Source organism: Olsenella sp. CU969, assembly GCF_905219715.1.
Taxonomy (GTDB): Bacteria; Actinomycetota; Coriobacteriia; order Coriobacteriales; family Atopobiaceae; genus Granulimonas; species Granulimonas faecalis.
In genome coordinates this window covers 1-13,608 of the sequence record NZ_CAJMXC010000050.1, presented here as the reverse complement: position 1 = coordinate 13,608, position 13,608 = coordinate 1, and the positions used below count along the sequence as shown (strand labels likewise).

At 67.2% G+C, this 13,608-nt stretch carries 8 protein-coding genes; 1 reads left to right on the top strand and 7 read right to left on the bottom strand.

Annotation, left to right across the window (positions count from 1 at the left end):
- Positions 1 to 195 precede the first annotated feature (195 nt).
- The 7 genes from lgt to JX283_RS05950 all read right to left on the bottom strand — a co-directional run bounded on the left by lgt (position 196) and on the right by JX283_RS05950 (position 12,705).
- Complete coding sequence (gene lgt, locus JX283_RS05980) at positions 196 to 1,041, bottom strand: prolipoprotein diacylglyceryl transferase (RefSeq protein WP_204829764.1); 846 nt, start codon at positions 1,039 to 1,041, stop codon at positions 196 to 198.
- A 40-nt stretch (positions 1,042 to 1,081) separates the two neighbouring features.
- Positions 1,082 to 3,205, bottom strand: a complete 2,124-nt coding sequence (locus tag JX283_RS05975; RefSeq protein ID WP_204829763.1) for an MBL fold metallo-hydrolase — start codon at positions 3,203 to 3,205, stop codon at positions 1,082 to 1,084.
- 144 nt (positions 3,206 to 3,349) lie between these two features.
- Entirely contained in the window at positions 3,350 to 3,907 is a 558-nt protein-coding gene (gene dcd / locus JX283_RS05970) for a dCTP deaminase (protein WP_204829762.1), read from the bottom strand.
- Between the two features lie 1,331 nt (positions 3,908 to 5,238).
- Entirely contained in the window at positions 5,239 to 5,469 is a 231-nt protein-coding gene (locus JX283_RS05965; RefSeq protein WP_135977734.1) for a NifU family protein, read from the bottom strand.
- Between the two features lie 661 nt (positions 5,470 to 6,130).
- Complete coding sequence (locus JX283_RS05960) at positions 6,131 to 8,545, bottom strand: U32 family peptidase (RefSeq protein ID WP_239652498.1); 2,415 nt, start codon at positions 8,543 to 8,545, stop codon at positions 6,131 to 6,133.
- Between the two features lie 66 nt (positions 8,546 to 8,611).
- Positions 8,612 to 9,820: a tyrosine--tRNA ligase gene (gene tyrS, locus JX283_RS05955; RefSeq protein ID WP_204829760.1), complete on the bottom strand. Its 1,209-nt coding sequence runs from the start codon at positions 9,818 to 9,820 to the stop codon at positions 8,612 to 8,614.
- Positions 9,821 to 9,945: 125 nt separating this feature from the next.
- Positions 9,946 to 12,705: an N-acetylmuramoyl-L-alanine amidase gene (locus tag JX283_RS05950; protein ID WP_204829759.1), complete on the bottom strand. Its 2,760-nt coding sequence runs from the start codon at positions 12,703 to 12,705 to the stop codon at positions 9,946 to 9,948.
- A 399-nt stretch (positions 12,706 to 13,104) separates the two neighbouring features.
- On the opposite strand from JX283_RS05950, the gene JX283_RS05945 reads away from it, so the two are divergent.
- The coding region (locus tag JX283_RS05945) for a transglycosylase domain-containing protein (protein WP_370583420.1) at positions 13,105 to 13,608 on the top strand (504 nt) is incomplete at its 3' end.

The following is a 13,608-nucleotide window of genomic DNA, read 5'->3' as shown; positions in this document are numbered from 1 at the left end:
GAAAGGTCGGAGGCATCCTCGGCGACGGCGGGGGCAGCCGACCCCAGACCCCAGACCAAAGCCAAAGCCGCAGCGGCTGCTGCGGCAGTCCTCTTCCTGCTCATATCCACAGCGCTTCCCGCCCCTTCCGAATGCGCGTATCAGCATCTATCAAGGTATCACAAGAAACGAATACTGAACTATTCCGTTTTGCCCCTAATCAACGGGNCGGTCCGCACCTTGGGTCGTGTCGTAGGTGTGGCCCCGCTGGGGACGCCTGGTCTTGTGGGCCCATACCAGCACGGCAACACCTGCGGCCACCAAAGGCAAGCTCAGCACCTGCCCCATGGTGATGGGGCCAAAAAGGTAGCCGAGCTGGGCGTCGGGCACGCGAACGAACTCCACAAGGATGCGAAAACACCCGTAAAGCACGAGAAACCAGCCGAGAAACGTACCCTGGGGCCTGGGCGGGAGCTTGCGCGACAGGGCGTAGAGGATGACAAAGAGCACGATTCCCTCGAGAAACGCCTCGTAGAGCTGGGAGGGGTGGCNCGTCACGGCACCGCCTGTCTCGAACACCACGCCCCAAGGAAGGTCGGTGGGCTTGCCCCAGAGCTCGCCGTTGACGAAGTTGGCCAGGCGACCGAAGAACAGGCCGATGGGGGCCACAATGACGCCGAGGTCGCAAAAGGTTGCCACGGAGATGTGAAACGGACGGCACGCAATGATGCCTCCCAAAATGGCACCCACAAGGCCGCCATGGAAGCTCATGCCCCCTTGGGAGAAAGCGAGGATCTCCAGCGGGTGCGCCCAATAGTAGCCGGCGCCGTAGAACAGGACGTAGCCCAAGCGGCCGCCGATGATGGCGCCGAAGGCCACGCCGATGACGCCGGTCATGATGTCGTCTGCCGACAGGTCGAGCGACCAGCGCTTGACGATGCGCCCGATGACGAGGCCGCCCACAACGAAGGCCGCGAGGTAGGCAAGGCCGTACCAGCGCACCACGAGGGGCCCCAGCTCGAAGGCGACAGGGCTGNGGCTATGGTAGAGCTCGTTGAGCATAAGGATCCAAACCGAGATGGGGGACGTGACCTAAGACAGCCTAGCCCAACCAGGCACCGGACGACGAGAACCGCTCCTGCCGCCCGTCGATGACCACAGTGCCCGTGGCCATGGCCCCGCCCGTTTTGGGGTCGAGGTAGTACCACGTGCCGCCCACTCGCTGCCAGCCGACCTGCATGGCGCCGGAGCTTGCCAGCCAATACCAGGAGCCGCCCTTCTTGAGCCAGCCGGTGTCCATGGCGCCGGAGCCAGACAGGTGGTACCACGTGCCGCCGTCGTCGAGCCAGCCTGTGCCCATAGAACCCTCCGGGCCGTACGGGGAGCTCGTGGGGCGCAGCCAGTACCAGGCGCCGCCGACGCGCTGCCACCCCGTGGTCATGGCGCCGGAGCCCGAGAGGTAGTACCACCGGCCGCCGTNCTGGAGCCATCCNGTGCCCACCGACCCTTGCGGGCCCCATGAGGAGCCCGTGGGGCGCAGCCAGTACCACGTGCCGTCGACCTTGGTCCAGCCGGTGGCCATGACGCCCGTTCCCCTGTCAAAGAAGTAGCGCGAGCCGTCCACGTTGAGCCATCCGACCTGCATGGCGCCCGAGGAGCGGTCGAGGAAGTACCAGGCGCCGCGGTCGTTGAGCCAGCCGGACCCCCTGGCGCCGTTGGGACGCAGCCAGTACCAGTCATCGCCCGCCTTGGTCCAACCCGTGGCCATAACGCCGGTCTGGGGGTCGAGGTAGTAGGTGTCGCCACCCACTCTCTGCCAGCCGATGAGAACCCGGGAGTCTCGGTCGAGCAGGTAGTAGCGGCCGGACAACAGCTTCCAGCCGCTGCCCTCCACCAGCTTCCCGCCCGCATCAAAAAGGCGCATGGAGCCGTCGTCCATCTTGGCGGTGCCGCCGCTGGCCACCAGGCCCTCGGCGTCCACCCAATAGCGCCCGCCGTCGGCGCTCACCCAGCGGCTCTCCGCCGCAAAGCAGCTGTCGTCGAAATAACGGCGGTTCCCGGCCGGGTCCGTGTGCCAGCCGACCAAGGGCTTGAGGTGGCCGCCCACGATCGACACGCAGTGGGGTGACTCGTTGCGCACGTAGGTGGCGTCGGCGTCTTCCGGCCAGTTGTTGGTGATGACGGCGCCCGTGAGGTCGATGACGATGGAGTCGAGGCCCGCACGCCGCGCCGTGCCGGTATCCATGAACTGGACCAGGGGTCTGCGACCGGCAAGCCAGCCGAGCAGCGCGTCCGAAGGGGTGACGGTGCGCATGGGAGCGGTCATCACGCACATGTCGGGGTCCAAGGCCTCCATGAGGGCCGAGGTGNTGGACTTGGCCCAACCGTGGTGGGCGACCTTCATGACGTCCACGTTGCCCACCTGTCTGGCCAGGCGGTCCTCGTCGCCGTCCACGTTGTCGATGTCGCCGGCCAGAAAGGCCCTGTGCCCGTTGGCGGACACGACAACGCCCAGCGAGAACTCGTTGGCGTCCCACTTGGGCTGAGAGAGGTAGTCCTGGTCGTAGTTGACCACCTCGAGTTCCATGGCGCCCAGCGAGAACCTCGGGTTCCCCACCTGCGGAGATGGGTCCACCACCACGTTGCCGTCCCCATCGGTGGTCACGCCGGGATTGACGGGCGCGGCAGGGTCGAACGACTGGACGAGCACGGCCCCGCAAGACTCGGCGGCGGCAACGGCCTGGTCGTAGACGTACAGGTTGTCCCACAGGCGGGAGGGGGTCGAGACGCAGTCGTCGTTGTAGGGCATCAGGTACACGCGCTCAGGGCGGTAGCGCTCTATCAGCTCGTCGGCGCCGCCGATGTGGTCGCTGTGGGGATGCGTGCCGATAAAGAACTCCACGTTGTCAGCGGTGGCGCCCAAGCCGTCGAGCAGCGCGAACACGCGGTCGGTGATGCCGGACCCGCGGGTAATGCCCGGGCGCGCAGGGTAGCGCGGGTCGCTGCCGTCGGGGGCGTCGTCGTCCTCGCCGGCGTCCACGACGCCAAAGACCTTTTGGCCGTCGCGCACGCTCTCCAAGACGATGGCGTCGGTGTCGGCACCCGACACGACATAGATTTTCGCGTAATTTGACGGAAGCGCCTCGGCCCGCGCGGCCGTGGGCGCACCAAACGCCACGGCGCCGCAGAGGAGCGCCCCCAGAAAAAGAAAGGCCCGCTTGTTCAAGGTCCTTCCCTTCCCCTCAGCTCGGCAGATGAAAAACCGACCGCCGTTGCGGCCGGCACACTAGGCTACGCCTTCAATCGAGCAAAGGCGTAATCCTCATCATATTGCATTGTTTCACATCAAGCTTAAATCGTGGGCCGCATCTCAGTCGGTGAGCACCCGGGAGGCGGTTGCGCCCATCTGCCCCTGGTAGTGGCTGCCCAAGGCCGCCGACCCATAGGGCCGCTCCACGGGGCTGCTCATGCGCTCGAAGCTCAACTGGCCGATGCGCATGCCGGGGCGCAGCATGATGGGCAGCGTGGCCACGTTGGAGAGCTCGAGCGTGAGCTCGCCGTCCCAGCCGGGGTCGACGTAGCCGGCGGTGGAGTGGATCATGAGGCCCAGGCGCCCCAGGGTCGACTTGCCCTCGAGCTTGCCGAGGACGTCGTCGGGGAGCACGATGCGCTCCCGGGTGGTGCCGAGGGNGAACGGGCCCGGGTGCAGGATGAAGGCCTCGCCCGGCGCCACCACGACCTCCTCCGTGAGATCGGGCTGGTCGGCCATGGGGTCGATGAAGGCGTGGGTGGAGTTGCGGAAGATCCTGAAGTTGGCGCCCAAGCGGACGTCGACGGAGGCCGGTTGCACGTCGCGGTCGAGCAAGGGCTCGATGACGATGCGGCCCTCGGCAAGCTCTCGTTTGATGTCTCGGTCCGACAAGACCATGGCAGGCTCCTTTCGAGCGGATAAGGTNTTTTTCGATTAGGGGCGCCCCACAGGGCCGCTCCCCTCCCCCTGGCTAAAGCGTTTTGCCATGGAGCGGCGTAGCGCGAGCATGTTAAAGCCGCCCCCGCACAGGCAGGAGAGGACGACGGCAAACGTGACGCCGTTGAGCTGGAACGCCGCCACCAGGGGCACCATGGCCGCAAGGGAGACCGCCAGGGCAATGCCGCCGCCTGCAAGGTTGATCTTGAACAGGCGCACCGCGNCGGCGAGGCTGTCCATAAAGCTCAAAAAGGCAATGGCGAGCGAGGCCCCCACGAGCGGCGGCAGGAGGTAGACATAGTCTGCAACGCGCGAGCCGTACACGAGGGTGTAGAGAAACTCGCCGAACAGCTCCACGCCCGCAATGCACACGACGCCGATGGCCGCGATGCCTGCCGCCACAAGGCCCATGAGCCTCCAGAAGCGGGCGCCGTCGCCGCGCTCGTAGGCGTCGGTGAAGTAGCCCAGCAGCGGGTTGTAGATATAGGCCGCCCCGGTCTGCACGATGGCCATGGGGGCCGCCATGGTCCCGTANGCGCCAAGGGCCGCCTCGCCCATGGCAACCATCAGGTACTGGCGCGGAACGGACGTGGCACCCGAAATGGTGACGAAAGCGATCACGGCAGGGGCGCAGCGCACGAGCATGCGCTTGGTCTTGGGCCAGGAAATGCCCACCTTGAACTCGGTGAAGTAGCGCCCATGGGGCAGGTCGTAGAAGACGCCCACGGCGCACATGCCCAGAAAGAGGCAGAACAGGGCGANGGTGANGTTCTGGGTTGCCGCGAAGACCCCGGCGAACACCACGATGGTCACAAGGCCCNGGAGGGCGTAGGAGATGCNGATGTAGTCCATGCGGCCGCGCACCTGCTCAAAGCCGTGCACGGCATCGAGCGTGGTGGCGGCCACTTTATAGAGGGCATAGCAAAAGATGGGAAGCAGCAGGTCGGAAGNNCTTGTGACCAGGGNGTANGCCATNAGCAAGACGATNCCCAGGCCCCCTGTGATCAGCCGCAGCCCCAGGTACTCTCCCAGGGTATGCTCGCCGTGAAGGTCGCTGATCTGATAGACATACAGGCGGTAGTCCACCACGGGCGCAAAGATGAGATAGACGCTCATCACATAGGAGTAGACGCCCGCTGCGTCGTAGCCCACGGAGAGGCGCAGCACAAGCACGGTGATAAGCCACTGGCAGAGCAGGTTGAAAAACNAGCCCGCGCTGTTCCACGCCATGTTTTGTTTTATGGAAAGCGGCCTGGTGCNCCTGTCCTCAACGGACCCGCTGGTGCTCACCCCTAGACGGCGCGGACGGCGGTGACACCGGGGACGTGCTCCTTGAGAACGCGCTCGATACCCATGGAAAGGGTCATGCCCGAAAGGGCACAGCCGGCGCATGCGCCGTTGAGCTCGAGGGAGACGACGCCGTTCTCGTCCACGCCCACAAGCTCGCAGTCGCCGCCGTCAGCCTGCAGGCTGGGGCGCACGGCATCGAGCACCTTCTCGAGCAGCTCTTCGTCAACGGCCATAGGGGCCTCCTTTGGGTCGGCGCCTCGCGAAATCCCGGCGAGGCGCAGGTGTTTTCTTTCGGCATGGTACCAGCTTCATGACGTCGATAGGTGAAGGCCCTGAGAAGAGCCGGGCGCCGGCGCCCGCCGGACGTCCTAGTTGAAGTCCTCGAAGTCGCACTCCACCCNGTCGCCTGCGGCNACCGGCNNNNTNGCCGCNGNAGGGCGGTCNTTGACCTCGAGCTGCCAATAGCCCCGGCCACCGGATGCCAGGCCGTCCACAGACGTGACGGCGCCCCCACCGGCATCGGCGCCGTCCGAAACCGTGCCTGAGGACGAGGAGGAAGCGGACTGCGGCTGCTGGGCCGATGTCTGCCGGTTTACGGACGCCGCGCCGGCCGAGAAGGCCCACACGCCCAGGCACGGGCCCGCAAGGGCGGTCACGCACGCCACGATCGCCAGGGTGCGCCGGCCGTGGCCCGGCGCACCCTGAGAGCCGGAACTCCCGGACGGCGGCATCGCCTCGGGAGGCTGGGGTCTCGCGGGGCTTTCCCGATGGCTCTGGGCGTCGTCGGCCATGGCCCTCTCCTTTTGCCGGAATGTGTCGTTGTCCGAACGGACCATTCCGGCCAACAGGGGCGCCTGTACAGCGACAGAGCTAAATTCGTCGAAGCACCCCGCCTCAGTCCACCTTGGAGAAGAGATGGCCCAAGGTGCTGCCGGGCTCCGGCGCNGGCAGGGCCTCTCCTGCCGCCACGGCCGTCAGGGCGTCGGCGGCGCGACGCACCTGACGGGCCGCACCATCGGCGTCGAGCAGGGTGGCGTCCACCAAAAGGCGCTCCACCCCTGCCAGCAAGAGCTCGCGCACCTTGGGCACGGAGTCTGCGGGCTCGTCCCACCAAATGCGCGAGCGGCCCTGGCGGTCGGTGCGCACGGGCAACCTGCGGTCGTCGATGTTTCGCAGGTAAAGGTCGCGCTCGCGCAGGCGGCAGCAAACGCAGTCATGGATGCAGGCGTCGGCCATCTGGAGCACGCAGTGCTCGCTCGTCATGGCGCGCACGGCCCCGTACACCGTGACCCCCACAGGCACCGAGGCGGCGCGGCACACCGGGGCCATCTGCGCCACGGTGAGCTCCGGAGAGAGCCAGAACGCCGCGGNGCNCGCCTCCTCCAGNGCCTCCACGCAGCTGCGGTTGTGCACCGGAATGCAGCCGCGCACCTCCGGGGCGGCCCCGCGCTCGGCCNCCAGGGCAAGCTCGCTCACGTTTCCCACGGCGACGGGGGCATCGGCCACAACGAGCGGGTCGATGCGGCTGTGGTCGGGCCCGCGGCAGACCTCGTCCAAAACGGGGATGCAGCCGGCCGGAAAGGCCTCGGGCGCGGCCAGAAGCTCGTCTCCCGGCACATAGACGCGCCCTGCCCCGGCCTCAAAAGCGGTATGGGCTACCTCGGGCGAGGGCGCCAAGCAGCACACTTCGGCGCGAAGGGCCGCTTGTCGCAGGGCCCCTTCACGGTCCTTGGCGTCCCGTGGAACGCGGCGTCGGGCGCTACCTGCCCGCCGTGTGCGACGCTCGGCGCACTGCTCGCCCCATACCTCCCACGACGGGGGCGCGGCCGCTGCAGCGGCACGCTCCTCGTAAGGTGCCTCGATGGCGGCCACCAGGGCGCAGGCCGCCTCGGCGCGCACGCGGTGCAGCACAGAAAAGCCCATGCCGCAGCCGGGCGAGAGCTCCACATCCATGGAGGCGGCCTCAAAAGGGGTCTCCCCCATACGGCCCACATGGGCGGCGACGTCTTGCTCGACCAGCTCCTTCGTGCGCGCGGCCTCCACCACAGGGCCCACGGCCTCGGCGCAAGCGCTGCCGTCCGCGCACGACAGGCGCACCCGCAGCGGCTCGCCGAGGACGCAGCGCACGGCCACGTCCACGGGCCTACGTCTCGGCCAGGCGCGCCCCTCCACGGCAGAGACGGCGNCAAGGGCCGCTTGGCTCCTCAGCACCCTTACCGGGGTGCCCGTAGGCACTCGGCGCCGCACGGGGCAGGCAAAGCGCGCACCGGCGGCAGCGTCTGCCTGGGCCGTGACGCAGAAGAACGTGTCGGGGGCATCCACCGGCCGAAACTCGAGCAGGTCGCCCTTGCCCACGGGCGCGTCCAAGGCCACGGACGCCTCGGACGCAGAGCAGGCCATGACCGTGCCCACGGTCTCGCCGCGGTTGTTGGAGCGCTCGTAGCTCATCATGTCGTTTCCCGAGCGGCCCATGAGATAGGCGTCGGTGAAGTCGCGGTTGAAGGCCCGCTTGAGCCGGCGGTAAAGCGCCCCATCGGGGTCGACGGGCCCTTTGGCATCGCCCACCGCGGCGTCGACGGCCTCTCGATAGGCGGAGACCACGGAGAGCACGTACTCAGGTGCCTTCATGCGGCCCTCCACTTTGAGAGAGCCGGCGCCCGCGTCCACGAGCTCGGCCAAGTGGCTCAGCGAGAGCGCGTCTTTGGGACAAAGGCCCCNCTCCCANGAAACGGGGCCGAGCCTTCTGCCCGAGGCGTCCTCGAGGGTGTGGGGCAGCCGGCAGGGCTGTGCGCACAGTCCGCGGTTGGCCGACCGAGGCCCGCGCAGCGAGCTCATCTGACAGAGGCCGGAGTAGCAAAAGCACAGCGCCCCGTGGCCAAAGACCTCGCACTCCACTCCCGTGGCGCAGCATGNGGCGATCTCGTCAAGCGCGAGCTCGCGCNACAGGGTCACGCGTTCAAAACCCTGTTGGCCGCACCAGGCCACGCCGTGAGGGTCCTGCACGTTGGCCTGGGTGGAGACATGCACCTCCACCTCAGGCCACCGGCGCTTGGCCTCGGCGGCGAGGCCCCAGTCTTGGACGATGAGGGCGTCCGCGCCCAAGCGCACGGCCCTGGCCACGCTCGCCAGGGCGCGGGGCATCTCGTCGTCTTGGATGACCACGTTGAACGTCACGNACACCCGGGCGCCGGCCACGTGCGCGGNACGGNAGCATGTGGCGAACGTCTCGTCGTCAAAATTGTCGGCGCCACGGCGGGCGTTGAAGTCGTTGCCCAAGCCGCAGTAGACGGCGTCGGCACCGCCTGCCAAGGCGGCCCAGAAGGCGTCTTTTGTGCCGGCCGGCGCCAACAGCTCCAAAAAGCGCTTCCCCACGGCCTAGACCAGCTGTGCGGCGTGGCNCTTGCCCACCTGGACGAAGGNGCCCGCGACGCGGGCCGGGTCGACGTTGTAGTCCTTGGGCGCCACCGGCTCGTCGTTCAGGCGCACGGCGCCGCCGTCGATGAGGCGCCGGGCCTCGCCGGCAGACTTTGCCAGGCCGCAGGCCACGAGCACGGGCGGCAGGTAGATGCAGCCCTCGTCGTTGGGGACAAGCTCCACGGCCACTTCGGGCGCTTCGGGGCGCTTGTGCTCCTTGAACAGGGCGTCGAAAGCCGCCGCGGCCTTCTCGCCCGCCCCCTCGCCGTGGTAGAGGTCGCAGATGTTGGCGGCCAGCTCGCGCTTGAGGCGGTAGGGGTCGGCCGTGCCGTCGGAAAGCCCGGCCTCAATCGCGTCCACCTCGTCCACGGGAAGGGTGGAGGCCAGGCGGTAGTACGTGGCGATGAGCTCGTCGGGGATGGACATGAGCTTGCCGTACATGTCGGCCGCGTCGTCGGTGAGGCCCACGTAGTTGCCGTAGCTCTTGGACATCTTCTTGGCGCCGTCCGTGCCAACCAGCAGCGNCATCGTGAGGGCCACCTGCGGCTCCATGCCGCTTTTCTCCATGAGGTCGCGGCCGGCCAGAAGGTTGNATATCTNGTCGTTGCCACCCATCTCCACGTCGGCCTCCACGACCACGGAATCGTAGGCCTGCAGCACCGGGTAGAGGAACTCGTGCAAGGCGATGGGCTGCTGGTTCTTGTAGCGGTTGGAGAAGTCCTCGCGCTCCAGGATGCGGGCCACGGTGAACTTGCCCATGAGGCCGAGCATCTGGGCGAGGTCCAGGGGCTTCAACCACTCGCCGTTGAACACCACACGGGTGCGCTCGGGGTCGAGCACCTTCATGGCCTGCTCCACGTAGGTGGCGGCGTTGGCCTCCACCTGCTCCTCGGTGAGGGGCGGGCGGGTGGAGTCGCGCCCCGACGGGTCGCCGATAAGGGCGGTGCCGCTGCCGATGATAAGCACCACGTTGTGGCCGAGGTCCTGGAACTGGCGCATCTTGCGCAGGGGCACCGCATGGCCGAGGTGCAGGTCGGGACTTGTGGGATCCACGCCCAGCTTGATGGTGAGGGGGCGTCCCTCGGCGAGCTTCTTCTTAAGCCCCGCCAAGGGCACGATCTGCATCGTGCCGCTCTCGATGACCTTCAACTGCTCCTCGGCGCTGAGCATGGCGATCCCTTCGTTCTGCCCGGTGGCCCGGGTCGTTGCGTGTGCCTAGCCATGCTACCCCAAAGAAGGGCCGCACCCGGCACTCCCGGATGCGGCCCTCTTACAAACGCGCTCGGCGCGACGCCCTAGCCGGTGATAGACCTCATGGCGGACAAGAGGTCGCGGCCGTAGAGGCGGTTGCTCGCCCNCACGAGGCCGCCGTGACCGTCGGCACCGTAGTCCTCCAGGTAGGGCGCGATGCCACGGTTCACAAGGTGGAACCGGGGGTCGACGCACGCTTGGCTGAGCGCCGCCTTGGAGGAGTAGGCCTTGAGGTGCTGGGCCTGGGCCAGCAGGCCCTCCTGCACGTTCTTGAACGTGGCGGCGTTGCCGTTGGCGTTGCCGTCGAGGGCGCCCAGGCCGCCGAAGTTGCACTGGTTGGCGTTGACGATGCCGCCNAAGCGCAGCCAGCCGGTCTCGTTGCCCACCTGGGCGGCCAGGACCTCGGGGCGCACGCCCTCGGAAGTGGCGGCNTTCCACGCAGCGGCGGCAAAGGCCTCGGGCGTGGTGGCGCCGTACTTGGCGTCGGAGCGANAGACCTGCGGGTAGTTGCCCTGGATCTTGGCGGCGAAGGCCTTCACGAAGGCGTCCTTGCCCATGGAGGAGGAGCCCATGACAGGGGTGTTGGTGGTGCGGGTGCAGGCCTCCTTGCCGCTCGCGTCGAAGAAGTGGACCTTGGAGCCCGACACCGAGGAGCTCGACGGGCGCCACGAGGCGTCGTACCAAGCGTTCAGGGGGCCGTCGGAGGCGAGGGCGCCGTCGGAGGCGAAGTTGCAGACCCTGCCGTCCACCACGCGCACGCCGGTCGCGGCCGCGCCGCNCGAGCGGTCGAGGAAGTAGCGCTTGCCTCCGTCGGAGAGCCAGCCGGTCCCCATGGAGCCCACGGGGCCGTACGCGGAGCTGGTGCGCAGATAGTAGCGCTTGCCGCCGTCGGAGATCCAGCAGGTGCGCATNGCGCCGGAGNAGCGGTCGAAGAAGAACCAGTGGCCGTCGAGGGACTTCCACCCGGTGACCTTGCGGCCGTTCTCGTANTAGTAGCGGGCGCTGCCCTCNNTCTGCCAGCCGCTNTTCACAACGCTTTGGGACACAAGGGCACCGCTGGCGTCGAAGACGCAGGTCTTGCCGTCGATGGTCCGGGTGCCCGTGGCCATGGCGCCGCTNGTGTCGAACCAGTAGCGCTTGNCGTCGATGTCGCGCCAACCGCGCGCCATGGCGCCGCTCGAGCGGTCGAGGAAGTACCAGTGGCCGTCGCGGGCGAGCCAGCCCTTGCCCATGGAGCCCTCGGGGCCACTCGAGGAGTCGACGCGCAGCCAGTAGCGCGCGCCGCCGTCGTCGACNCAGCCGGTGCNCATGGCGCCGCTTGAGCGGTCGAGGAAGTACCACTGCCCGCCGTCGGAAAGCCAGCCGCGCCCGAGCGAGCCGGCAGGACCGCTCCCGGAGGANGTGCGGAACCAGTACCACGTGCCCGAGACCTTCTTCCAGCCCTGCGCCATGACGCCGTTGGCGGGATCGAGATAGTAGCGCTGGCCGGAGACGTCCTTCCAGCCCGTGACCTTCTTGNCGTTCTCGTAGTAATACCAAGCGCCGTTCTCAAAGCTCCATCCGGTCTTGTTCACCTGCCCCTGGCAGGCCCCGGAGCCGTCGAACCGATACTGGACGCCATTGATCGTCTGGACGCCGGTGACCATCCGACCGGACCCGGGCGTGAAGTAGTAGCGCTTGCCGTCGATGTCGCGCCAGCCCTCGACGCGGGCGCCCGAGCCGTCAAGGTAGTACCACTGACCGTCAAGCTGGAGCCAGCCCGTGCCCATGGAACCGACAGGGCCGTAGCCGTTGCCGGACGGGCGCAGCCAGTACCACTGGCCGCCGACCTGTTTCCANCCCTTGGCCANGTCGCCGTTAGGGGCGTTGAAGTAGTACCACTGGTTGGATATCTTCGCCCAACCGGTCACCATGTAGGTGTCGCCGCCGATGTAGTAGCGGCTACCGCCGGAGTCGACCCACCTGCCAGCGGCATAGGAGCCGTAGGCCCCGGAGACGTCGAACCAGCGCCAACGGCTTCCAGACGCCACCCAACGGCTGCTATAGGAGCTGGCGGCAGGCCGGCNGTAGCTGTTGGGCCACTGACGGGCGATGGCCTCGGCGTCGGCATAGCCAAGCTGCTTCAAAAAGGCATCGCTCTTGAACTTGAGGGCGTCGTCGCCCCTGTCGATGAAGCCGTGCTCGATGATGGCGCCCGAGAAGCCCGAAACGCNGGCATTGCGCACGATGGCGTAATAGTCGGACGACTGGGCGCTCGCATAGAGCGACACCGTGGAGCCCGACGGGTAGTCGCGCGGCTTGTTCCCGCGATTGTAGAGGCCCAGAGACGAGAGTCGCGACAGCACGTCGCGGCCGAACGACTGGGTCTCAGAGGCGCAGAAATTGTTGTATGCGGCGTTGTTGGCCACGAGCACCTCGGCGCCGGTGCCGCCNCCGCTGTTGATGTGAAACGAGACGATGGCTCGCGCCTTCACATCCTGCGCCACCTTGTTGCGCTGGTAGAGCGACGGATTTGAGTTCTCCGAGGCGCGCGCCATGACCGTGGGGATGCCCAGCTGCTTAAGGCGCTCCTCGGCGTACTTGGTGATCCTCCACGTGAGGTTGCTCTCCGTGAGGCCGTTTCCCACCGCGCCAGAATCGCCGCCGCCGTGGCCCGCGTCGAGCACCACCGGACCGCAGGCGGCAAAGGCCGGCACCGCCAAGGCCAACGAGACCGCAGCGGCCGCACAGGCGGAGACGGCGGCTCTTTTAAAGGCGCNCTTGAGGCCGGGGTTCTTGCTGCGAACCTCGCGTTTCTCCTTCATTCAAGCCCCTCCTGTTTCGTTACGTCGTTTCATATGGGCCGAAGTATAACCGCTATCAAAACCACTGAAAACAGCCTGACGAACGAGGGGCCATTTTCTGCGCATCGGCTCCGAGAACCCCCACCGTTTCCAAAATGCCGTGGAGACACGCACAAGCAGGCCCCTTCGGCCCTCGGTTCCTTGATAATGACTAGCGACCAAGCCCCCAAAGGAGGTCGCTACATGGGNNTCAGGACGCNACGTGCCCGCAAGCACTCACGCACCCACATCGCTGGGTTCGGCGCAGCCGGACTCTTTGGTTTCATAGTCCTCGTCGTCATCGCCCTTGCCTTTTCCGTCGGCTCCATCGTGGAGGGGTAGCTCCAAGACCTTCCCGACTTCGACTCGCCAGACGCCTACGTGGTGTCGGAGCCCACCACGGTCTACGACTCCAAGGGCAACGTCATCGCGGAGTTCATGGCCGAGAACCGGCGNAACGTTGAGCTNTCCGAGATCTCGCCCGACGTGCTCACGGGCACCGTCGACACCGAGGACATCCGCTTCTACCAGCACAACGGCGTCGACCCCCAAGGCATCGCCCGCGCGGCGCTTGTGACGCTTGTCGGCGGTTCCGAGGGCGCCTCCACCATCGACCAGCAGCTCGTGCGCAACACAGTGCTCTCCGACGAGCAGTTCGACCGCACCCTCAAGCGCAAGGTGCGCGAGGCCTACATCGCCGTGGAGATGGAGAAGAAGTACTCCAAGGACCAGATCCTCAACATGTACTTGAACACCATTTACTACGGCAACGGCGCCTACGGCATCGAGGCTGCGGCCAAGACCTACTTCAACACCACGGCCAAGGACCTCACCCTGGCCCAGGCCGCCCTTCTCGTGGGCATCCCCAACTCCCCCACCATGTTC

Bases quoted from the DNA above. Each gene is read 5' to 3' on its own strand.
- JX283_RS05965 (WP_135977734.1), bottom strand. From the start codon at position 5,469: ATGGCCGTTGACGAAGAGCTGCTCGAGAAGGTGCTCGATGCCGTGCGC.